Annotated in this window: 12 protein-coding genes and 1 pseudogene; 12 read left to right on the plus strand and 1 reads right to left on the minus strand. The window is 69.8% G+C overall.

Features of this window, described 5'->3' with window-relative positions; all coding sequences use genetic code 11:
* Positions 1-37: 37 nt before the first annotated feature.
* The 10 genes and pseudogenes from ACFYX3_RS37375 to ACFYX3_RS37420 form a co-directional block, all read left to right on the plus strand.
* Positions 38-1006, plus strand: a complete 969-nt coding sequence (locus tag ACFYX3_RS37375) for an NADPH:quinone oxidoreductase family protein (protein WP_389023669.1) — start codon at positions 38-40, stop codon at positions 1004-1006.
* Positions 1003-2184 (plus strand): acyl-CoA dehydrogenase family protein, encoded by a 1182-nt coding sequence (locus ACFYX3_RS37380; protein ID WP_389023672.1) that lies wholly within the window; start codon positions 1003-1005, stop codon positions 2182-2184. The genes ACFYX3_RS37375 and ACFYX3_RS37380 overlap by 4 nt, the downstream gene beginning before the upstream one ends.
* Positions 2181-3266, plus strand: coding sequence for an acyl-CoA dehydrogenase family protein (locus ACFYX3_RS37385; protein ID WP_389023675.1), 1086 nt, complete (start codon positions 2181-2183; stop codon positions 3264-3266). Before ACFYX3_RS37380 ends, ACFYX3_RS37385 begins: the two co-directional genes overlap by 4 nt.
* 134 nt (positions 3267-3400) lie before the next feature.
* Positions 3401-4999 (plus strand): ABC transporter substrate-binding protein, encoded by a 1599-nt coding sequence (locus ACFYX3_RS37390; RefSeq protein WP_389023679.1) that lies wholly within the window; start codon positions 3401-3403, stop codon positions 4997-4999.
* Positions 4996-5988, plus strand: coding sequence for an ABC transporter permease (locus ACFYX3_RS37395; protein WP_389023682.1), 993 nt, complete (start codon positions 4996-4998; stop codon positions 5986-5988). The genes ACFYX3_RS37390 and ACFYX3_RS37395 overlap by 4 nt, the downstream gene beginning before the upstream one ends.
* Entirely contained in the window at positions 5981-6817 is an 837-nt protein-coding gene (locus tag ACFYX3_RS37400) for an ABC transporter permease (protein ID WP_389023685.1), read from the plus strand. The genes ACFYX3_RS37395 and ACFYX3_RS37400 overlap by 8 nt, the downstream gene beginning before the upstream one ends.
* Complete coding sequence (locus ACFYX3_RS37405; protein ID WP_389023688.1) at positions 6814-7806, plus strand: ABC transporter ATP-binding protein; 993 nt, start codon at positions 6814-6816, stop codon at positions 7804-7806. Before ACFYX3_RS37400 ends, ACFYX3_RS37405 begins: the two co-directional genes overlap by 4 nt.
* Positions 7799-8464 (plus strand): ABC transporter ATP-binding protein, encoded by a 666-nt coding sequence (locus ACFYX3_RS37410; protein ID WP_389023691.1) that lies wholly within the window; start codon positions 7799-7801, stop codon positions 8462-8464. The genes ACFYX3_RS37405 and ACFYX3_RS37410 overlap by 8 nt, the downstream gene beginning before the upstream one ends.
* Before the next feature lie 114 nt (positions 8465-8578).
* Complete coding sequence (locus ACFYX3_RS37415; protein WP_116157458.1) at positions 8579-8773, plus strand: hypothetical protein; 195 nt, start codon at positions 8579-8581, stop codon at positions 8771-8773.
* Between the two features lie 125 nt (positions 8774-8898).
* Positions 8899-9417, plus strand: a pseudogene (locus ACFYX3_RS37420) (hypothetical protein); the annotation flags it as partial.
* A gap of 456 nt (positions 9418-9873) precedes the next feature.
* Here ACFYX3_RS37420 and ACFYX3_RS37425 read toward each other — a convergent pair.
* Complete coding sequence (locus ACFYX3_RS37425) at positions 9874-14307, minus strand: ricin-type beta-trefoil lectin domain protein (protein WP_389023694.1); 4434 nt, start codon at positions 14305-14307, stop codon at positions 9874-9876.
* Positions 14308-14657: 350 nt separating this feature from the next.
* On the opposite strand from ACFYX3_RS37425, the gene ACFYX3_RS37430 reads away from it, so the two are divergent.
* Both ACFYX3_RS37430 and ACFYX3_RS37435 read left to right on the plus strand, forming a co-directional pair.
* The gene (locus tag ACFYX3_RS37430) at positions 14658-22895 is read left to right on the plus strand and encodes a ricin-type beta-trefoil lectin domain protein (RefSeq protein ID WP_389023697.1); all 8238 of its coding nucleotides are present in this window, start codon (positions 14658-14660) and stop codon (positions 22893-22895) included.
* A gap of 145 nt (positions 22896-23040) precedes the next feature.
* On the plus strand, positions 23041-23481 hold the full coding sequence (locus ACFYX3_RS37435; protein WP_389023700.1) for a hypothetical protein: 441 nt from the start codon (positions 23041-23043) through the stop codon (positions 23479-23481).
* The last annotated feature ends 110 nt before the right edge of the window (positions 23482-23591 follow it).

Below are 23591 nucleotides of genomic sequence, written 5' to 3' on the forward strand. Positions count from 1 at the left end.
ATGCCACCGACCACTCGGTACGGAGGAGGCATTCCGGATGCAGGCATGGCGTGTGCACGAGAACGGCGAACCGGGCGCGGTGATGCGCCGCGAGGAGGTGGAACCGCCCGCGCCCGGCGAAGGCCAGGTCCTCCTCCGCGTCCGCGCCGCGAACGTCAACTTCCCCGACGCGCTGCTCTGCCGCGGCCACTACCAGGTGCGGCCCCCGCTGCCCTTCACCCCCGGCGTCGAGGTCTGCGCCGAGACCGGGGACGGGCGTCGCGTCATCACCACCGCGGCCCTCCCGCACGGCGGCTTCGCCGAGTACGCCCTCGCCGACGCCGCCGGACTCCTGCCCGCCCCGGACGCGCTCGACGACGCCGAGGCCGCCGCCCTGCACATCGGCTATCAGACGGGATGGTTCGGCCTGCACCGCCGCGCCGCCCTGAAGGAGGGCGAGACCCTCCTCGTCCACGCGGCGGCGGGTGGCGTCGGCAGCGCCGCCGTCCAGCTCGGCAAGGCGGCCGGCGCCACCGTCATCGGCGTCGTCGGCGGCCCCGAGAAGGCGGCCGTCGCCCGCGCCCTCGGCTGCGACCTGGTGATCGACCGCCGCTCCGAGGACGTCGTCGCCGCCGTCAAGGCGGCCACCGGCGGCCGCGGCGCGGACGTGATCTACGACCCGGTCGGCGGCGAGGCCTACCAGCAGTCCGCCAAGTGCGTCGCCTTCGAGGGCCGGATCGTGATCGTCGGCTTCGCGAGCGGCACCGTCCCCGCTCCCGCCCTGAACCACGCCCTGGTGAAGAACTACTCGATCCTCGGCCTCCACTGGGGCCTGTACGCGGCGAAGGACCCGGCCTCGATCGCCCGCTGCCACGAGACCCTGACCGGCTACGCCGCCAAGGGGCTCATCAAGCCGCTCATCGGCGAACGCGTCCCCTTCGCCCGTGCGGCCGACGCCGTCCAGCGCGTCGCCGACGGCACCACCACCGGCCGTCTGGTCGTCCTCCCGGAAGGAGCCCACGCATGACCGACGCCGAGGAACTCCGCACCCGCACACGACAGTTGCTCGCCGAGCATCCGCCGGCCACGACCGACCGCACCGACTTCCTCAAGGCCCGCTTCGACGCCGGACTCGCTTGGGTGCACTACCCGGTCGGCCTCGGCGGACTCGACGCGCCCCGCGCCCTCCAGGCCGTCGTCGACGCCGAACTCGCCGCCGCGGGCGCCCCCGACAACGACCCGCGCCGGATCGGCATCGGCCTCGGCATGGCCGCCCCCACCCTCCTCGCGTACGGCTCCGAAGAGGTCAGGTCCCGCTTCCTGCGGCCCCTCTGGGTCGGCGAGGAGGTCTGGTGCCAGCTCTTCAGCGAGCCCGGAGCGGGCTCCGACCTCGCCGCCCTCGGCACCCGTGCCGTACGGGACGGCGAGGACTGGGTGATCGACGGGCAGAAGGTGTGGACCTCCAGCGCGCACATCGCCCGCTGGGCCATCCTCATCGCCCGCACCGACCCGGAGGCGCCCAAGCACCGGGGCATCACCTACTTCGTCTGCGACATGACCGACCCCGGCGTGGAGGTCAGGCCGCTGCGCCAGATCACCGGCGAGGCCGAGTTCAACGAGGTCTTCCTCACCGGCGTCCGCATCCCCGACGCCCACCGCCTCGGCGAGGTCGGCGACGGCTGGCGGGTCGCCCAGACCACCCTCATGAACGAGCGGGTCTCCATCGGCGGCGCCCGCATCCCCCGCGAGGGCGGCATGATCGGGAAGCTCGCCGCGACCTGGCGCGAGCGCCCCGAGCTGCGCACCCGTGAACTGCACCGCCGCCTCCTCGACCTCTGGGTCGACGCCGAGGTCGCCCGGCTCACCGGCGAGCGCCTCCGCCAGCAGCTCGTCGCCGGACAGCCCGGCCCCGAGGGCAGCGCCATGAAGCTCGGCTTCGCCCGGCTCAACCAGGCCATCAGTGGCCTGGAGGTCGAACTCCTCGGCGAAGAAGGCCTGTTGTACGGAGAGTGGGAGATGCGTCGCCCCGAACTCGTCGACTTCACCGGCCGGGACGCCGGATACAGGTATCTGCGCTCCAAGGGCAACTCGATCGAGGGCGGGACCAGCGAGGTGCTCCTCAACATCGTCGCCGAGCGGGTCCTCGGCCTGCCCTCGGAGCCCCGCAACGACAAGGACGTCGCCTGGAAGGACCTGACCCGATGACGGCACAGACCGATCTGCTGTACTCCGAGACCGAGGACGACCTGCGGGCGGCCGTCCGTGCGCTGCTCGCCGACCGGGCCGGCCACCAGACCCTCCTCGACCGGATCGAGACGGACAGCCCCTACGTCCCCGGTCTCTGGAAGTCCCTCGCGGGCGACATCGGCGCCGCGGGGCTCCTCGTGCCCGAGGCCCTCGGCGGCCAGGGCGCGAGCCACCGCGAGGCCGCCGTGGTCCTGGAGGAGCTGGGCCGCGCGGTGACGCCGCTGCCGTACCTCACGAGCGCGGTGGTCGCCACGGAGACGCTGCTCGCCCTCGCGGGGGAGAGCGACCCGGCGGCGGAGCTGCTCGCCGCACTCGCCTCCGGCGAGCGCGTCGCGGTCCTCGCGGTGCCGCTGTCGACCGCGCCGGGCGTCGAGCCGCGACCCGGTCCCACCGTCGCGGGCGTGGCCGACGCCGTCGTCGCCGACGTCCTGCTCGTGCCGCGCGCCGACGGCCTGTACGCCGTACCGGCCGGAGAGGCGACGGTCGAGCCGCAGACCCCGCTCGACCTCACCCGTCCCCTGGCCCGCGTCACCACGGAGCCCGGGAGCGGCACCCGGCTCGCCGACGGCGACGCGGCCCGTGCGGCCGTCCGGCGCGGGCTGCTCGCGGGGGGCGGACTGCTCGCCTCCGAGCAGCTCGGCCTCGCGGAGTGGTGTCTGGAGGAGACCGTCCGGTACACCCGCGAGCGCCATCAGTTCAACCGGCCCGTGGGCTCCTTCCAGGCCCTCAAGCACCGCATGGCGCAGCTCTGGCTGGACCTCGTCGGGGCCAGGGCGGTGGCCCGCGCGGCCGCCGACGCCCTCGCCACCGGCAGCCCGGACGCCCCGCTGACCGTGGCGGTCGCCCAGGCGTACTGCTCCAGGACGGCGGTGCGCGCCGCGGAGGAGTGCGTGCAGCTGCACGGCGGGATCGGGATGACCTGGGAGCACCCGGCGCACCTGGCGCTGAAGCGGGCCAAGTCCGACCAGATCGCGCTCGGTTCGACGGGCCGGCACCAGGACGTGATCGCCGACCTGATGGACCTTCAGGCGCCCGCGTAAGGGATCCGCCCGCACCCGGGTGCAGCGCCTGATCGCACCCAGGTAAGGGGCCCCTGTGTCCGCACCCCTTTACATATTGTTTAATTGCGAGCTGTTCGCAATAACAGTTGATCTTCAAGAGGGGTGTGGACACCTTGGCCGCCCGATCCGTCCGCCGAGCGACCGCCGCGATACTCACAGGGGCGCTCGCCCTCGCCGTCGCGGCCTGCACGAATCCCGGCTCCACCGCCGGCGGCTCCGGCGGACCCAGGGATTCCGCGGTCGTCGGCATCGCCTACGAGCCCGAGACCCTCAGCCCCCTCCTCGGCTACGGCAAGGACGGCAACTCCAAGATCTTCGACGGGCTCCTCGCCTTCGACGCCGACATGAGGCTGAAACCCGCCCTCGCCGTGCGGCTGCCGCGCGTCAGCGACGGCGGCCTCACCTACACGTACACCCTCCGCAAGGGCGTCACCTTCAGCGACGGCGTCCCCTTCACCGCGAAGGACGTCGTCCACACCTACCGGACGATCCTCGACCCGAGGACGAACAACCCCTCCCGCACCGAACTCGACGCCCTCGAGAGCGTCGAGGCCGTCGGCGACGGCACCGTCGTCTTCCGGCTCAAGTACCCCTACGCGCCCTTCGCCCAGCGCACCGTCCACGCCATCGCCCCCGAGCACGTCACCGCGGAGCAGGACGTCAACACCGGCGCCTTCACCCACAAGCCGATCGGCACCGGGCCGTACGTCCTCACCGGCTGGTCCAAGGGCGAGAAGCTCACCTTCGCCGCCAACCCCCGCTACTGGAACGGCGCGCCCGCGGTGAAGAGGTTCACCATGGCGATCATCAAGGACGACGACGTCCGCGCCACCCGCCTGCGCGCCGGCGACCTCGACGGCGCCGTCCTCCCGCCCAACCTCGCCGCCGGCTTCAAGGGCGACCGGGTGAAGAAGACGTGGACGGCGAAGACCTTCGACTACCGCACGGTCACCCTGCCCACCCGCAACCAGGTCGCGGGCGACACCGCCGTCCGCCGCGCCCTCGACCTCGCCGTCGACCGGCAGGCCATGGTCGACAAGATCCTCGAAGGCGCCGGAAAGCCCGCCTACGGACCCGTCCCCACCGACAGCCCCTGGTTCGCGAAGGGCACCGAACGGCGCCACGACCTCGACGGCGCGCGGAAGATCCTCGACGAGGCCGGCTGGAAGCCCGGCCCCGACGGCATCCGCGTCAGGAACGGCGTCCGCGCCGCCTTCCCCCTCTGGTACCTCTCCGGCGACAAGCTCCGCCAGGACCACGCCCTCGCCTACGCCTCCGACGCCAAGAAGGCCGGCCTCGACATCACCACCCAGGCGGGCACCTGGGAGGTCATCGAACCCCGCATGAAGACCGACGCCGTCCTCGCGGGCGGCGGCTCGCCCGGCGACCCGGACTTCGACCAGTACCTCCTGCTGAAGTCCACCCTCGCCGGCGACGGCTTCAACAACATGGCCCGGTACGACAACCCGACCGTCGACCGCGCCCTGGAGGACGGCCGCCGCACCGACGACCCCGGCAAGCGGCGCGCCGCGTACGACACCGTCCAGCGCGAACTGGCCAAGAACCCCGGCTACACCTTCCTCACCCACATCGACCACCTCTACGTCATGAACGACGCCTGGGACGGACCCGGCACCCAGACCGAACCCCACGACCACGGCCTCGCCTCCGGCCCCTGGTGGAACGTCGAGGACTGGAAGCCGAAGAAGTGACCCGCCGCCTCCCCTGGGGGGCCATGGCCCGGATGACGGGGCGGCGGGCACTCGCCGCCGTACCCGTCCTCCTCGGCGTCACCCTGGCGGTGTTCGCCGTCGCCGAAGCCTCCCCCTTCGACCCCGTCAAGGCCTACGCCGGCACCGCCGGACTCACCGCCTCGCAGCAGAACCTCGACCAGCTCCGCGCCAACCTCGGCGTCGACCGGCCCCTCCTCACCCGCTGGTGGGAGTGGCTCACCTCGGCCCTCACCGGCGACCTCGGCGACTCCGCCGTGCTGCGCCGCCCCGTCACCGAGGTCATCGGCGAACGCCTCGGCTGGTCCGTCCTCCTCGCCGCCACCGCCTTCGCCGTGGCCCTCGCCCTCGGCACCCTGCTCGGCGTCCTCGCGGGACGCCGCCGCGGCGGCCTCCTCGACCGGGCCGTCAGCTCCGCCGCGTACACCCTGGAAGCCGCCCCCGCCTTCTGGCTCGGCCTCCTCGCCGTCTGGTTCTTCGCCCTGAAGCTCGGCGTCCTGCCCGCCGGCGGGCTCACCGACACCGGCAGCGACACCGTCACCGCCGGTCAGGTGGCCCGCCACCTCGTGCTGCCCGCGCTCGTCCTCGGCCTCTCCCAGCTGCCCTGGTTCTTCCTGTACGTCCGCCAGGGCGTCGGCGACGCGCTCGACGAGGACCCCGTGCGCGGCGCCCGCGCCCGCGGCCTGCGCGAACGCACCGTCCTCACCGGCCACGCCCTCCGCTCCGGCATGCTCCCCATGCTCACCCTCGTCGGCTCCCGCGTCCCCGAACTCATCACCGGAGCCCTCCTGGTGGAGACCGTCTTCAGCTGGCCCGGCATCGCCGCCGCCACCGTCACCGCCGCCACCTCCGTCGACTTCCCGCTGCTCGCCGCCCTCACCGTCCTCGCCACCGCCGCCGTCCTCCTCGGCAACCTCCTCTCCGACCTGCTGTACGGACTCGCCGACCCGAGGGCGGGCTTCGATGGCTGACCCGCGCACCCACCGGCTGCGGCTCCGGACCTCCGCCGGCACCGTCGCCGTCCTCGTCCTCGCCGTGCTCCTCGTGCCCCCGCTCGTGCAGCTCGACGAGCAGGCCGTCGACCTCTCCCGCAAACTCCTCCCGCCGTCCTGGGACCACCCCTTCGGCACCGACGACCTCGGCCGCGACCTCCTCCTGCGCTGCATCCACGGCCTGCGGATCTCGCTCCTCGTCGGCCTCGTCGCCGCACTCGTGGCCACCGTCGTCGGCACCGCCGTCGGAGCTGCGGCCGGAGCCCTCGGCGGCTGGACCGACCGCACCCTCATGCGGCTGGTCGACGCCTTCTCCTCCGTGCCCCACCTGCTGCTCGGCATCTTCGTCGTCGCCCTCTTCCGCCCCGGCGTCTGGCCCGTCATCGCCTCCGTCGCCGTCACCCACTGGCTCTCCACCGCCCGGATCGTCCGCGCCGAGGTCCTCTCGCTGCGCGGCCGGCCGTTCGTGGACGCCGCCGTCTCCGGTGGCGCGAGCCGATGGCGCGTCGCCGTCCGGCACCTGCTGCCCGCCGTCCTGCCCCAGGCCGGACTGGCCGCCGTCCTCATGGTCCCGCACGCCATGTGGCACGAGTCCGCGCTGTCGTTCCTCGGCCTCGGCCTCCCCAGCCACCAGGCGAGCCTCGGCAACCTCGTGCAGAACGCCCGCTCCTCGCTGCTCGCCGGCGACTGGTGGCCCACCCTCTTCCCCGGTCTCCTCCTCATCGTCCCCACCCTCGCCATCGCCGGCCTCGCGGGCGTCTGGCGCGACCGCCTCAACCCGCGCCGCCGATCGGAGCTGCCCCTGTGACCGCCCGCATCGCACGCGCCCTTCAGGCCGTCACGGCCGAGCGGGCCGGGGACGCCGTCCTCAGCGTCCGCGGCCTCACCGTCCGCTTCCGGCTGCCCGGCGGGCGGACCGTCGCCGCCGTCGGCGACGCCGGCTTCGACCTCGCGGCGGGGGAGTGCCTCGCCCTCGTCGGGGAGAGCGGCTGCGGCAAGTCCGTCCTCGCCTCCGCCCTCCTCGGCCTCCTCCCCGGGAACGCCGAGACGTCCGGTACGGCGTTCCTCGACGGCACGGACCTCCTCGCCGCCGACGAGAAGACCCTCGCCCGCACCGTACGGGGCCGGCGCGTCGGCCTCGTACCGCAGAGCCCCGCCGCCCACCTCACCCCCGTCCGGACCGTGCGGTCCCACCTGGAGGAGACCGTCCGCGCCCTCACCGGGACCTCCCGCCGGGCCAGGCGCAAGGCCGCCGAGGACGCCGCCGACCGGGCCGCGTTCCCCGCCGGACACCTCGACCGGTACCCGCACGAACTCTCCGGCGGCCTCGCCCAGCGCGCCGCCACCGCCCTCGCCCTCATCGGCGACGCCCGGCTGCTCCTCGCCGACGAACCCACCACCGGCCTCGACCGCGACCTCGTCGACCGCACCGTCGACGAACTGCGCCGCCACGCCGACGAGGGCCGCGCCCTGCTCCTCATCACCCACGACCTCGCCGCCGCCGCACGCATCGCCGACCGCGTCGCCGTCATGTACGCGGGCCGGATCGTCGAAGTAGCCCCCGCCCACCGCTTCTTCGGCCCCACCGGACCCCGCCACCCCTACGCCCGCGGGCTCCTCGACGCGCTGCCCGACCGGGCGTTCACCCCCGTCCCCGGCATGCCGCCGGAACTCTCCGCCCTGCCCGACGGCTGCGCCTTCGCCCCGCGCTGCCCCCGCGCCACCGCCCGCTGCGCCATCCGCCCCGAACCCGCGGCCGGCGTCGCCTGCCACCATCCGGAGCAGCCCCGTGCTTGAACTCGACTCCGTCACCGCCGGATACGAGCGCCGCGCCCCCGTCTTCCGCGGCGCCTCCCTCACCGTCGCCCCCGGCGAGTCCGTCGGACTGCTCGGCCCCAGCGGCTGCGGCAAGTCCACCCTCGCCAGGGTCGCCGCCCTCCTCCACCGCCCCGACGCGGGCCGCCTCGTCCTCGACGGCACCGAGGTACGGGCCTGGCGCCACCGCGCCCCGCGCGCCCGGCGCACCGCCGTCGGCGTCGTCTTCCAGCAGCCCCGCACCGCCGCCGACCCCCGCCTCACCCTCGCCGACGTGATCGCCGAACCCCTGCGCGCCACCGGCCGCCGCACCGAGGCCCGCGAGCGGGTCGCCGCCCTCGCCCCGGCCGTCGGCCTCACCCCCGACCTCCTCGGCCGCCGCCCCCACGAGGTCAGCGACGGCCAGCTCCAACGCGCCTGCCTGGCCCGCGCGCTGACGCTGCGCCCCCGCTGGCTGATCTGCGACGAGATGACCGCCATGCTCGACGCCTCCACCACCGCGGCCCTCGTCGCCGCCGTCGAGACCTATCGCGAGGAGACCGGCGCCGGCCTCCTCGCCGTCGGTCACGACCGCGTCCTGCTGAACCGCTGGTGCGACCGTACGGTCGAATGGAAGGACTGCCTGCCCACCGCGGCCTGACCGAAATCTCACCCGTATGGCCGCCCCGCCATACGCCCGGACGGATCGCGCATTCCGCCACACTGTCCCCCGAACGCCGCAATTCCGGTGCGGCGACGGAGGGACGTGAGAGCGATGGCCGTTTCCATTTCTGTCGTGCTGCTGCTGCTGGTGCTGGCCGTGATCTTCCTGCGGACCGGCGGGCTGAAGATCACCCACGCCCTCGTCTGCGCCCTGCTCGGCTTCTTCCTCGCCGGCACCAGCATGGCGCCCACCATCCACAACGGCGTGGCCGCCACCGCCGACGTGGTCTCCAGCCTCAGACCGTGATCGTTTCGGCGTGTGTACCTCCGTGAACTGCCCGTGAAACACAGGGCAGTTCCATGTACATCTCACGCACTCGGCCCTGACGTCTGCCGCCGGCGCGACACACGTCAGGACCCCGAGGAGCCGCTTTGACCACCCCACCGCCCCGCAGACGAGCACGCGCGCTCGCGCTGGTCGCCGCGCTCGCGGCGACCCTCCTGGCGGGCTCCGCGCCCGTCGCCCAGGCCGAGGAGATACCCCTCGCCCCCGGCCACCGCCTCGTCGACCACTACGAAGGCGCCCCCGCCACCGCCCGGCCCGTGCCCGGCGACGGGCCCGTCCGGCACCCGTACCTCGCCCCCAACGGCCGCAGCGGCATGCACGCCGACGGCGCGGGCAGCGGCACCTACCCCTGGTCCGGGCCGCTCGGGCGCGACCCGCGGGTCACCAGCGAGAAGATCGCCGCCGTCGGCGGCGAGTGCGCCACCGTCACCTTCGACGCCGGCGGCCGTCTGGTCACCGTCTGCGGCACCTTCGGCGGCTTCCTCCTGAAGCTGCTCGACCCGCGCACCCTGGACACCCTGGCCGAGTACAAGCTGCCGCAGCGTTCCTCCACCGTCGAGGCCGTCACCCGCCTCGACTTCGAGAAGATCTTCAAGAAGTCCTCGTCCTCGGGACGCTGACCTGCACAGATGGCTGTATCGGCCGTGCTGACCTGCGAGTTTGCTCGTTTCCGGGGCTTTCATGGTGACGCCGGTTTACGCGGTCGATTCTCCCCAGCCGCTCCCCAACGGGCCCTCGTTCTCCCCGGATTCTCCCCGGCTGGAGTTCGTGACGGGGTGAACTATTGCTGGTCAAAGGACGGATTCCGGCTGCTGCTCGCGTCGACGGCTACCCCGGCGACCGCCTCCCCGCCCCGCCCTGCCCAACGCCCGGATCGTGCCGCGCTCGGGGCTGGAGTTGTGCCAGAACGCGTATGTGACCAGCGCGAGCGTAGGGAACGTGATCTGGATACAGGGCTCACTCTTGAGGAGATGTATTAACTTTCCTTCTCGCGACTGCAGAATACAGGTCGCTGATTGCGGTGGGTGGTACGTGGTTGCGTACCACCCACCGTCTTTCCGTCAGTCGAGCTGGGTGATTCTTGGCAGCTCGCCCGTGGCGGCAGCGTTCGCTGCGGGCAGAGCGGTCGGGTAGATCCGTATGTCGCTCACAGAGCCGTTGGCGTACTCGGCGTATACAGTGCCGGCTACCTTGCGGCCTATCTGCACCGCATTGTCTGCGTTCCAATCGATGCCTGTGTAGGCGTGCGCCCCGGCGAGACGGCCGTCTACGTACACCAGCATCTCGTTCGCTGCGGCGTCGAAGACGCCGACCAGATGAGTCCAACGCCCAGCCGCAACCGGCGTTCCGGACCCGTAGGCGGCGGAGAATGAGGAGGTTGCGGTGCCGTCGGTGTGGCGACCGAAGGCCCACGCCTTCGCACCGGAGGAGTAATAGAGTTGGAATCCACTCACGTTCCCGACGGAGCCCGATTGGGACACAAAGGTGGAGTTGCTGGTCAGCGATCCGAGTTTGACCCAGGCCGAGACGGTGAAACTGCCAGCCGTATTCACGGCTGGGCCGGTGGTGGCGGCGTACCCGGTAGTCCCGGAGAGCTGGAGCACCTTCCCGCGTGTGGTGTCGTTCGTCCAGGCATACGCGCCGGCCAAATCGGCGTTGAGGTCTCCCGGATCATCGGACGCAGTGGCGCCCGTGCCTTCGTTGAGGCGCCAGTTGTGGGTTGAGGTGTTGCCCACGGCGCCTAGCGATGCGGGGGCGGAGAATGCGGCGACCTGACCTTGGGGTGTGGCGCCCGGATACTCCATGAGCTGTCCGGTGCTGTCGACCGCGTACAGCTCGGGGAGGCCGTCCGGGCCGCCGGCAATGCTGTTGAGATCGCCGGGAGACATTACCGCCGGGTACTTCGTAGACGACAGGACCGGAGCCAGCGGAGTGGCCAGGTTGCTCTGCCACCCGGGGGTGGCACCAGTGGTCCAGTTCTGGGCCGCCGTGCCATTGCAGGTGTAGATCTGTAGCTGTGTGCCGGCGGTGGGGCTGGCGTTCGGGTCGTCCAGACATTTGCCGGAGTTCGGGTTCTTGAGGCTGCCCGAGGTGTTGAGGACCCATTCCTGCGCGGGCGTACCGTTGCACGAATGGAGCTGGACGGGTGTGCCGTTGGCTGTGCCGGCGCTGTAGACATCGAGGCAGCCGCCCAGGGCACGGATCGTGCCGTCGGACATCATCGACCAGGTCTGGGCGCGGGTCTGGTTGCATCCCCAGGTCTGAACCTTCGTACCGTCGGCCGTGCCGCCGCCGTACACGTCGAGGCAGAGCTTTCCGCCCCCAGAAGCGGCCACAGCGGAGGTGAAGGCGGTGCGCACCGGGGCGTGGAGCAGCGTGGGGGTCTTTGTGTTGGGTTCCACGGTGATCGGGAAGGTGAGAACTGTGCCGCTGGTGTCGTCGCGGGCCCACAGAACGGGGGATCCGCCGGTGATGCTCCCCTTGCCAGCGGTATCAGTGGTGAGGGTGCCGCCGACCGTGCCTGGCGCGATCAGTGTGTAGCCGGACCAGTCACCGTCACCGAGCAGGATCGGGTTGTGGAGGTGCTTGCCCTGTGTGGTCTGGTAGATCCACAGTCGTTTGTTCTCGACCGTGATGACGGCGGGGTTGTTCTGCGTGTTGCCGAACACGTTGCCGGGAGTGATGAGCTGGGTGATGTTCCAGCCGGAGGCGTCGTAGTCGGCGGTGCGGCAGCGGGAGTCGTCCGGGGTGATGGCGGCCGATTCGCAACCATCCTTGACGACGATTTCTGAGCGCTTGCTGATGAAGCCGGGGTAGGTGGACCATTTGACGCGGGGGAAGGCGTTGTCGTCGGTTGGATCGAGGTCGTTCTGGTAGACGTAGAGCTGTTTGGTCTGCTTGTTGTAGGCGAACAGGTCGTCGACGTCGGCGCCGTGCAGGTTGCCGCGGTGAGCGACGAGATAGTTGTTCCATCCGGTCCCGTCGGGTGACTGGGCGGCCGTGGAGACGGTGACGGGACCGGTGATGGGCGGCGGGGTGCCGGTGAGCGGGCCGGTCTGGCTCGGGGCTGCGCTCTGTGCCGAGTCGGTGTCGCCGGTGATCAGGTCGAGGTCGCCAGTGCTGGTGGTGGCGAGAAGGTCGGGGATTCCGTCGCCGCTGATGTCACCTGGTGTGATCTTCGTGGCGGGGTTCCAGGGGGCGGTGTAGGTGTAGCCGGCGGGCTCAGAGGAGGCGTTGCCGGCTCTGTCGACGGCCACCACGTACAGGGTGTGCACGCCCCAGTGGGTGACGGGAACCTTGAACGTGGCGGTGGCGGTGCCCGCCGTGTTGGTGCTGTTGACGGCTGCCGTGGTGCCGGTGGCGACGGTGGGCTGTGTGTCGAGCTGCCACAGGAAGTGGTCGATGCCGCTGGTCAGGCAGGCGTTGGGGGTGCAGGAGGTGTCGGAGGGCGGACCGTCGGCTGCACTGACGGTGAAGTCGGTGGTCTGGGTGGGGCTTGCGTAGACGACGGGGTCGGCGGGACCGCTGCCGACGCTGGGGAAGGAGGGGTTGGTGTTGACGGTAGGGGTTTCGGGGCCGCTGAAGTCGGTCTTGAACCAGCAGTGGTCGCTCATCGGGGACTTCAGGTGCTGGGCGGAGTCGGTCTGGCTGTAGACGTCCCAGCCGTATTCGTGGCCGTCCAGCAGCTTGAACCCGATGGGCATCGATGCGTCGGTGCCACTGGCGAGGTAGGCGCTGTCGGGGGTGGACTTGTGGATGCCGTAGCCGGAGGCGTCGAGGACGCTGCGGTCCCACACGTCATAGTGCGCGGCGGCTTTCTCGCCGGAGATGGCGGTGGTCACGATCGAGTGCAACTGGATGTTGCTGCCCGCGTTGGAGTAGGTGGTGGCGCCGATCCAGCCGTCACCGCTCATGACGCAAGGGCCGCTCGCCTTGGCTGCGGCGGGTACGGTGTGCGGGCTGGAAGGCGTTGCCGGCGGGATGTCGTAGGTGACGTTCAGTGTGAGGACGCTGGACATGCGCAGGTAGTTGTCGCTCGTGGAGGACTCGTCACCGAACAGGCCGACAGTCCAGAAGTCACCGCTGGCGCTGTTGGTGTCGGCGATCTTCTGCGCCTGGGCGGTGACGGTGAAGTTCGCGGTGTGGTTGCTGCAGCTGCTGTTGGAGTTCGCGCCACTGGGAATCGTGGTGCTGACGGTTGCGTACCCGGGGCTGTCCCCGGGCTGGCTGAGCCAGTCGGTGGTGGAGGAGATGCCACCGGTGGTGTGCAGCGTGATCGGCTGGTTCTGGGAGCAGTCCCAACTGGCTGCGTACGTCGAGGAGATGGAGATGATCGCCTTGGACACTTCCATGGACGGGTCCAGGCCGCTGGACGGAATCGCGTAGAAGGACCGCTCCTTCCCGTTGCCGCAGGCCCCGCCCCAGCGCTGATAGCCCACGCCCTCACCATTGGGCTGGGGCTTGTTGTACTGGGGGCTGTTGTTGCAGGTGGAGCTGGAGTACACCTCGTCGTACGCGCCCGAGCTGGCGGTGACCGGGTTCATGTAGGGGTCGATGTAGACGGGGTAGGTGGTGGCCGGATCGGTCAGCACGGTGGCGTCTGGGGTCAGCGTGAAGGTGGTGGAAGTGGTGCTCATCGGCACCTGGTCGACGAGTGCGCCGACGCCGGGCCCGTCGGCCGAGGAGACGGTGGGGGCGGTGGGGGCGTCGACCGCCGTGGACTCGGCGGCGGCGGTCAGTTTGGCCATCGCGGTGGGCGGGGTGCTGGAGTCCCACATCAGCGGTTGCGGGCCGGTGTAGTCCAGGGTGCCATCCGTGGTGGTGGCGTTCATGCCGCCCGACGGAGTCGCCGACAGGGACAGGCCTTGGGCGGAGGCGGCGAAGGTGAGCTGCTTGACCTTCGGGTTGGCGGCCGCCGCCGCGTCGTGGACGATCAGGACGTCGGAGAAGCCGCCCTGGTCGGTGACGGACACCGAGAGGTCCACCCCGGGGAGTACCTCTTTGTAGAGGGCCGTGTCCCCGTTGCCGGTGGGAGTCGGCAGAGTGAACGGCAGGGTCAACGCCATCTTGTGGCCGTCTTGGTGGGTCAACGTGACGAGGGGGCCGGTGCCGCCGCCGGAGAGGGTGACGCCGTTAGGGGTTGCGTTGGGGGAGAGGGTGCCGTCCGGGTTGGTGACCAGTGTGGCGTCCACCGGCGTCCAGGACCCGTTCTTGCGAACCCGTACGGGCATCACGCTGGTGGTGGAGGTGAAGGTGCCGTCGGGGTTGGCGGCGGTGGTGGATATCTCGGTGGTGAGGTCGTCGACCGGTACCGATTGGCCACTGGCGACGGCCTGTGCCTGTGCGGACAGCCGGGGATCGGATGGTGCGGCATCGTCGGCGGTCGCCGGTGTGGCGGGGATGGCCAGCAGCGGGCCGGCGAGCAGAGCCAGTACGAGATGACGGACTATCAGTTGTCTTCTCCGGCCACGACTTTGGACAAGTGGGTGCAGCATGGGGTGAAGTTCCTTTGATCGCGAGCACTGCAGAGATGTGATCTCCAACACGCAGGTTGGATTGCGGGAACGGCGGATGGTGCGCGCGGTGTCCGGTTTGCCTCGCGGTGATCAAGTTCGGCTTTGCACAAGCCAGACACATTTTGCTCACCGTTTGCATATGGCCTGGTCACGGCGCCGGCACAGGCTATTGAGGTGCTCGCGGATCATCAATAGCCTCCCTGCGATCACGCTGCCCGTGTGATCGGGGAGCGGCGCACCTCTCACGGTCGTCGCCCGTGTGGGGGGGCCACATGTCTGGGAAGCGGCGCTGGTTTGCCAGCGCTCGATATCGCATCTGGGGCGGGAAGTTGAACCGCTGGACGGTGGCGCTGACCCTGTTGGCGCTCCTTCTGCCGCAGGGCGTCGCCCAGGGGCTCGGCCCCGGGTTCTCCCCGGACGACGACAACGTCGGCGCCGCGGCCCGGGCCGGTGCCGGGCGCTATGCCTTCAAGGGCGACGTGTGGAACCCCAAGGAGCTGGCGGCGACTCCGGCCGTGGGCCACCACACGCTGAGCCCGAAGTCCCCGGCTCATCCCCGCGGTTACAAGCCACTCGATGCTTACCACGTCGTCGAGCCTGCCTGGCCGAAACCGGGAACCGTCACGGTGCCCCTGACACGAGCAGCCGACACAGGTACCCGCGGGGCGAGGGCCACCGGCACCGACGCGAAGTCCACCACGCGGTCTGCGGGCACATCCGCCCCCGTCGCCGGATCCGCTGTGCCCTCACCGGGCGTCCCCTCGTCCGCCGCGTCCACGCCGCCGTCGGAGTCCCCGAAGACGGCTCCTGCCGAATCCGACGCGGACAGTGGACGCACCGTGCCGGTCGCAGGCCCCGTCAAGGCCGGATCACTTCCGGTCTGGATCGCCCCCGCTGCCACGGTGCGCCACCAGAGCAGTACGGCCGAGTCCGGTCCCGCCGCCGTCCGAGTCCAAGTGGCCTCGCACGCCCAGACCCTCCGTGCGGGGGCGAACGGAATGCTCGTAGCGCTTTCGCGCCCTGATGCCCAGGCTCCCAGTGACCGGATCCAAGTGGTCATCGACTACGCGCAGCTGGCCAAGGCCTACGGCGGAGGCTACGGCTCCCGACTGCAGCTCCGTCAGCTCCCGGCGTGCGCCATGACCACCCCGCAGTTGGCCGCCTGTCGGACGCAGACACCGATAGCCTTCACCAACCGGCCCGCTGCCCACCAGCTCACCGCCGTCATCACCCTCACGGCCACCGCTCCTGACGGCCCGTCCCTCCCGGGGCGTTCACTTGCGCCGCAGACGCTGTCGGCCGAGTCCACAACGCTCGCGGTGACTTCGGGAAGCGCCGGATCGCAGGGCAGTTACACGGCGACGTCATTGGCCCCGTCAGGGAGCTGGCAGACGTCCGGGACGGGCTCGTACACCTACTCGTATCCGATAGACGTCCCCGCCGGCGTCGGCGGCAGTTCTCCTTCCGTCGCCCTGTCCTACGACTCTCAGTCGGTGGACGGCGAGACCTCGGCCCGCAACTCGCAGTCCTCATGGATCGGAGACGGCTGGAGCTACCAGCCGGGCTTCGTCGAGCGCGGCTACCGCGGTTGCGGCAGCCTGCTGGACGGCAACGGCGACAAGATCCTCAAGGGGTCGGGGGACCAGTGCTGGGGCGGTGACAACGCCCAGATGTCCTTCGGATCCCACTCCGGCACGCTGGTGCCGGACGGCATCGATTCCAGCGTGCCGGGCGAGATCAAGCAGTGGAGGCTGCAGGGAGACGACGGCACGATCGTGCAGGAGCTGTCCGGGGCGGCCAACGGCCTGTACGACGGCGTCTACTACCGCGTCCTGACCACGGACGGCACGGCCGCCTACTTCGGCTCCGATCACGCACCGGTCGGAGTCGGCGCAGCCGGCGTGCCCCAGGCGGGAGCCCCCACGGATGCCTCCACCCAGGCCGCGTGGGGTCTGCCGGTGCTGCACCCGCGCTCGGGTGACCCGTGCTACAACCCGACCAAGGGCAAGGCCTCCCGCTGTGACAAGCCGGAAGGCTGGCGCTGGAACCTGGACTTCGTGGTCGCACCGAACGGAATGGTCCAGCGCTACGACTACAACACCCAGACCAACTACTACGACCTGGGCGGCGGCCAGGCCGCGACCGGCGAGACGGGCACCCTGACCTCGTACACGCGCGGCGGCCTCCTGGAGTCGATCTCCTACGGCTACACGCTCGCCGACGCTCTGGCCGAGCACACCCCGGCCGCGCAGGTGGTCTTCGCCTCCAAGCAGCGTTGTCAGACCACGGGATCGTTCACCGACTGCTCGGCCGGCAACCTGAACGACACGACGGCCCCGCACTGGCCTGATGTGCCCTGGGACCTGCACTGCGACGCCACCGACAGCACCAAGATCCCTGACGGGGCGACCTCGGTGCCCACGGACGTCTGCGTCGTTAGCGGTCCGACCTTCTGGACCACGACCCGTCTGGACGGCATCACCACCAAGGTGCACGTCATGGAGGGTGCGACCGACAAGGGTCTGATCGCGGTCGACTCCTACCAGCTCGGGCACGTCTTCTCCGATGCGGGGGGCACGGTCGACCCGGTCACCGGCACCACCGTGGACCCCGTGGACGCCGGATCGCTGCAAGCGGTGATGTGGTTGCAGTCGATCAAGCACACGGGCAAGGACACCTACAACAACGGCAACAGCGACCTCTCCACCAACGAGGTCTCCTTCACCGGTACGGAGATCGACAACCGGGTCAACGACAACCGTCCGTCCGCACCGCCGCTCTTCCACCCCAGGATTTCCTCGATCCAGACGGAAACCGGCGAATCCATCGCGGTCGAGTACAACGCCACCCCCTGCGCGGGCAAGAGTCTGAGCTTCGCGACCGCGGATTCCAACACCGACTCGTGCTATCCCGAGTACTGGACGGTCCCCGGGGCCTCCAAGCCGATCGCGGACTGGTTCAACAAGACCACCGTTCACGCCGTCACCGTCGCAGACCTGACGATTGCCTCCCAGTACAAGCCCGACGCACAGAACATCCCGGCCGGCTCGGAGATCCAGACCTCCACGTACAGCTACGCAGGAGCGGCCTGGCACCGCGACGACTCGGCGCTGACCGACGATCAGTACCGCACCTGGAATCAGTTCCGGGGCTTCCGCACCGTGACGGTGCAGACCGGTCAGGCACCCGAGCCGGTGACCCGGCAGACCACCACGTACCTGCAGGGCATGAACGGCGATTACAGGGCCGACGGCTCGCGCCGCGTGGTGAGCGTGGACGCTACGGTCGGCGGCAGCACCGTCCTCAGCGTCACCGACGCCGATCAGTTGGCCGGCACGGCCCTGCAATCCGACTCGTACACCGCGGCCGGCGGCTCCGTCAACGCCGTGACCGTCAAGGGCCCCTTCACCGACACCACCACGGCGAGCGCGGCCCAGTCACCCTGGTCGGACTGGACCCAAGAAGACAACCCCGGCGAGACCAGGCCACCCCTGTCGACGCTCCCGGCTCTGGCGGCACACCGCATCAAGACGCGGCAGACCCACGGATACTCCCTCCTCGCAGACGGAACCTGGCGTCACACCCGTACCGATGCCGCATATGACGACGAGGGCCGTCTGATCAGTGTGGATGCTCACGGGGATGTGAAGGACACCTCCCAGGAGAAGTGCTCCACCACCAGTTACGCCACCCCGCCCGCAAGCAATCCGCACATGCTGTCCTACCCGGACCAGACCACCACGGTCAGCGGGCCCTGCGGCACCGTGGCCGGCGCCGCCACTCTGCTGGCCGACAAGAAGATCTACTACGGCGGCGACGGCACCCTCGCGAACCTGGGGACATTCGGGCAGCTGACGGCGACGGGGGCGCCGACCGCAGTACGGGTGGCGACCGGTTACACCGGCACCACGGAGAACTGGCAGACCACGGTCGCCATGAAGTACGACGGCGCCGGCCGAATCACCGACGCCGTCGACGCCACCAGCCAGAACACCCACACCGACTACCTTCCGGCCTGGAACGACAACGGAGGCAACACCAACCCCAGAAGCATCGAGAGCACCAACAGTCAGAACTGGAAGGTGACTTCCACCCTCGATGCGCTCCGGGGCCTCCCCACACGGAACGTCGACGTCAACGGTCGCATCACGGATATCACCTACGACGCCCTCGGGCGACGTACCGCAGTGTGGTTGCCCGGCAGGAACAAGGCCGATGGCAAGACCGCGGACATGACGTTCGCCTACTCCATCAACCCCGGTGCGGTTGCGGCGCCCGGTGGCACGATCACCCAGCCCGGCGCGCCGTCCACGGTGACGACGAAGACGCTGCGTGAGGACGAGACCTACGCCACGTCGATCTCGATCTACGACGGGATGCTGCAGCCGCGCCAGACCCAGGCCACCGCGCAGGGTGACAGCGACACCGGCCGGATCATCTCCGACACGTTCTACGACTCCCACGGCTGGCCCATCGCCTCCTTCGCCCCGTATTCGGAGCCGAACAACCCACCCTCGACCACGCTGTACGCGGCGAACGAGAACCAGATCCCGTCGGAGACCACCACCGCCTACGACGGCCAGGGCCGCCCGGTCACCAGCACTCTGTGGCACCAGGCCGTCAGGCAGTGGGACACCTCCACCAGCTACCCCGGCGCCGACGAGACGGACACCACCGCCGTCGCGGGCGGTCGCTCCACGGCGACATTCACCAATGCGCTGGGGCAGACGACCCGCAGTGTGGTGAAGAACCCCGGCTCCACCGTCACCCTCACCGGCGGGCAGGTGATCCCGTCGGGTACCTCGCTGACGTCCAACAGCGTGCGCCTGACCATGCAGGGCGACGGGAACCTGGTCCTCAGCGCGCTGGCGAGCGGCAAGACCATCTGGTCCAGCGGGACGGGCGGGAACACGGGCGCCTACGCCCGGTTCGGCACCGACGGCAATCTGGTCGTCTACAACACCTCCGGCACCGCCAAGTTCACCACCAACCTGTCGGCGACCGCCGGCGCCACCCTCCGGGTCCATACCGACTCCACCCTGTCCATCGTCGCCGCCGATGGCAGGACGGTCCTGTGGAAGCAGGGCACGCCCGGTGCCGTCGTCGCGGCCGATGCCACCACCCGCTACACCTACACCCCGGCCGGCCAGGTCTCCACCGTCAAGGACACCGCGGGCAATACCTGGTCGTACTCCTACAACCTGCTCGGGCAGAAGACCTCGCAGACCGATCCGAACGCCGGGACCAGCACGTTCGACAAGTACGACGTGGCGGGCAACCTGCTGCAGAGCACCGATGCGCGCGGCCAGGTGCTCTCCTTCGCCTACGACTGGGACGACCGCAAGACCGCCTCGTACGCGGCGCCCTGGTCGGCCACCCCGGATCCGGCCAAGCAGCTCACGTCCTGGACCTATGACACCCTCGCCAAGGGCTACCCGACCTCCTCCACCCGCTACGTGGGCGGCAACACCACCACGGGGAAGGCGTATACGAAGGCCGTCACCAGCTATGACACCGCCTACCAGGCGCTCGGCTCCACCCTGACCATCCCCGCCGCCGACGGCTTCGCAGCGGCTGGGCAGAGCGCCGCGCCCACCAGCGGCACCGTCACCTACACCGCCACCGCCACCTACACCCCCACCCTCGGGAAGCTGGCCAGCACCCACTACCAGGCCGACGGCAACCTCCCGGCCGAGACCGTGGACTACGGCTACACCCAGACCGGGAACCTGACGGGCATCGGCGGCTTCCTCTCCAACGCCGACACCCCCGCCTACCTGGACACGGCCGTCCATGACCCGTTCGGGCGGGTCAAGCAGGCCAACTACGGGCCGACCGGCAAGGAACTGGCCACCTTCGCCCAGTACGACGCCACCACCGGCCGGGTCACCCAGACCTCCAGCATGCTGCAGACCCAGACCACCGCACTGGACGTGGTCAACTACCGCTACAACCAGGCCGCCGAGATCACCGCGATCGACGACCTGCGGGACAACACCACCCACGACACCCAGTGCTTCACCTACGACTCCTTCCAGCGCCTGACCGCGGCCTGGACGGACACCGCAGGCATCACCAGCCCCAGCAGCGCGCCTGTCGGCTCCGTCGGCGGCTGCAACACCAGCCGCGTCCAGACCACCGCGGCACCGGTGAAGACCACCACGGTCGGCGGGCCGGCGGCCTACTGGCAGAGCTACATCTACGACCAGCTCGGCGACCGCACCGGCATGGTCAACCACGACACCTCGGGCAACGCGGTCAACAACACCACCCAGACCATCTCCTACCCCGGCGCGGACGGCACGGTCGCCGCGACGCTGCCCGACCAGGGAGGTGCCGCCAGCTCACTCAACCCCTCCACCGGCACCACCACCATCACCCCCACCTACGCCGACACGACCACAGGCAAGAACGCCGGAAACACCGTCAAGCGCACCAACAGCTACACCGGCCAGCTCCTGGCGACGATCAAAACCACCACCGGCGCGAACCTGTGCCTGACCGACCCGGCCAATGCCACCGTCGACGGCACGGTGCAGACCATCAACACGTGCGGCATCACAGGCCAGTCCTACACGGTGGCCCTGGACGGCACCGTCAAGATCCAGGGCAAGTGCCTGGACACCGCCGGCGGGGCCACGGGCAACTCCACCAAAGTGGTCATCACCACCTGCAACACCGCGATCGCCACGCAGAAGTGGAAGACGACCACCACCAAGACCCTCGTCAACGTCGGCTCCGGACGATGCCTGGCCGACCCGGCCGGCAACCAGACCCCCGGCACGCAACTGATCCTGTGGGACTGCAAGACCACCACCGACCAGCAGTGGAGCACCCCCACCAACAACACCAGCATCCCGGCGGGCCAGAGCCAGAGTCTCGCCTACGACAGTGAGGGCCGCACCGCCAGCGTCTCCACCACCTCGGGCACCAGCACCGTCAACACCAGCAAGTACCTGTACGACGCCGACGGCGGACTGCTGGAGCAGACCAGCGCCGTCGGCTCCACCGACACCACCCGCATCCTGTATCTGTTCGGCGGCACCGAACAGATCACCCAGAACGTCGCCGGCAAGACCTGGACAGGCCTGCGCAATTACGCCGGTCCCGACGGCACCCGCATCACCCGCTCCAGCACCGGCAGCCTCACCTACCAGGTCACCAACGCCCAGGGCACCGCCACCACCGCCATCGACGCCACTTCCCTGGCCGTCACCCGCCGCTCCTTCGACCCCTACGGCAACCCCCGCGGCACCAAACCCACCAGCTGGGTCGCCCCCGACGAGAACCGCGGCTTCCTCGGCCGACCCACCGACACCACCACCGGCCTCGACCTCCTCGGCGCCCGCAACTACGACCCCACCCTCGGACGCTTCCTCACCCCCGACCCCCTTTTCGAAGCCGGCGACCCCAACCAGATGGGCGGCTACACCTACGCCGGCGACAACCCCGCCACCAGTAGCGACGCCAACGGCCTGGAAAGCTGCTACCCGGTCTACTGCAGCGGCGATCACGGCACCTATGGGAACAAGCCCCCCATACCCCCGGGGGGCGGCTCTTCCTCCACGAACACTTCCAGCGGCAGCACGGGCGGGGGCAGCACAGGCGGGGGCAGCGGCTCCGGTTCGACCCCGAGTCCCAGTCCGGGACCGGCTCCCACTCCCCCTCCGCCTGGCGCAGTCGACGAGGGCTGCGGCGGCGTGCCCATCCTCGTCAGCCTCGGCTGTGGCATCGTGGTCGCGGCCGCGTCCCTCGTCACCTGCGAATTCTGGCTCTCGGGGGGCGGGGCGGATCACGACCAAGCCTGCGAGATGGCCGGCGGCGTCATCTCGGGCGGTGGCCTCGAAGGAAGCGTTCCGGCAGTCGCTGAGGGCGGTATTGAAGGCGCCGTCGAGGAGGGCGGAGCCGCAGTCGCCGAGGGCGACGCCGCCGTCGTCGCGGGTGCTGGGGCGAAAGCCGTCGACGAAGCGGCTTCCGATGCGGCCGACCTCGTCGCCCTCAAACGCGCCAATGCCCAAGCCCAGGCCGAGAAGGCCGCGGCCGAAACTGCGCGGGCCGACGACCCGGCCGTCGGATCACCCGGAGTCAAGCCCTCGGCGCGAGACTCGCGGGCGCCGGCACGGAAGGGTAACCCTGGCTCAAAGGCCTCGTCCAAGGCGGTCGTCAGCAAGACTCGGCTCCCCAGGGGGACCTCCATCGAGGACGGTCTCGCCGGTGCGAGGAACCTTCGGAACCGGGTGGCGCATCGTACCCTCTTCCCTGACGGTGGTCGGATTCCGGCCAGCATGGGGCTGGCGAAGAAGACATGGTCCGCGGGGTACAACGCCGAGACGGGAGAGATCGCCGTTGCGTCATCGGGCTGTGGCTACTGCGCGGAAGGGAATGTCATCAACGCTCTGGGGGGTGACGCGAATCGTGTGGTACTCACACGGGCACTGACTTGGGACATGAAATTGGGGGCCTGGGACGAGATGCCCATCTGTCAGGTCTGCCAGACGTATCTGACTCCAGAGGACGTCGAACCGGGGGCGTGGTACATGCATCCTGGCGAATGGGACAACAGGTAACTGGCTTGCTCACGTATGATGTTCTGCCAGGTGAACGGCGGATCCAGGGAACGAAAGGCGCAGGGACAGAGGCATGAGTGTTAGCCCGGCATTGATCCAAGCTGAGCGAGTTGACTGGTCCTCCCTGCGCTGTGGATGTGGCCAGATGGGTACGCATATCCCGGAGAAGTTCGCCACATTGCTGACAGCCACATCCTCGCGCGATTTTGTGGAAGCATCATTGGAAGGGCACGTCTACGTCCAATCGCTGCTCTTCGAGGTCGCGGTACCTGTTACCGCAATGATTGTGGCGGCCCTGCATGAGCCCACTTCCGATGAAGTGCGTCTCAGGTTGCTTGATGAACTCGGGGCCTGTGTGGGAGGGGAATCCCACTGGACGGAGATTGAAGCAGGAGCTCCGGAAATCGAGATCGATTGTCAGATCGCGGCTCGGGAGGGGATTTGGGCCCTCTATCAAGAATATGCGTCTGGTCATGCCATGATGGCCAGAATGATCCTGGACGCAGTGGATACGGATCGGGAGCGGTTCGCTTATTTCGACGAGAAGCTGATCGGGCGGATCCATAAGCGCAGGCAGCGCAGCTGACCTCTCAGCTTGTACTGAGCCTCTTCCAACCTGACGGATGCGACCGTGTGTTGAACGGTTCTGCACAACGACGAAGCTCCTGGTATACGGGTTCTCGACCAAGATCACCC

It is taken from the genome of Streptomyces sp. NPDC002463, from assembly GCF_042889835.1.
Lineage (GTDB): Bacteria > Actinomycetota > Actinomycetes > Streptomycetales > Streptomycetaceae > Streptomyces > Streptomyces nymphaeiformis.

What these genes read in the sequence shown, in the direction of transcription:
- ACFYX3_RS37375 (WP_389023669.1), top strand. Translation starts at nt 38, where the DNA reads ATGCAGGCATGGCGTGTGCACGAGAACGGCGAACCGGGCGCGGTGATG.
- ACFYX3_RS37380 (WP_389023672.1), top strand. Translation starts at nt 1,003, where the DNA reads ATGACCGACGCCGAGGAACTCCGCACCCGCACACGACAGTTGCTCGCC.
- ACFYX3_RS37385 (WP_389023675.1), top strand. Translation starts at nt 2,181, where the DNA reads ATGACGGCACAGACCGATCTGCTGTACTCCGAGACCGAGGACGACCTG.
- ACFYX3_RS37400 (WP_389023685.1), top strand. Translation starts at nt 5,981, where the DNA reads ATGGCTGACCCGCGCACCCACCGGCTGCGGCTCCGGACCTCCGCCGGC.
- ACFYX3_RS37415 (WP_116157458.1), top strand. Translation starts at nt 8,579, where the DNA reads ATGGCCGTTTCCATTTCTGTCGTGCTGCTGCTGCTGGTGCTGGCCGTG.
- ACFYX3_RS37425 (WP_389023694.1), bottom strand. Translation starts at nt 14,307, where the DNA reads ATGCTGCACCCACTTGTCCAAAGTCGTGGCCGGAGAAGACAACTGATA.
- ACFYX3_RS37435 (WP_389023700.1), top strand. Translation starts at nt 23,041, where the DNA reads ATGGGTACGCATATCCCGGAGAAGTTCGCCACATTGCTGACAGCCACA.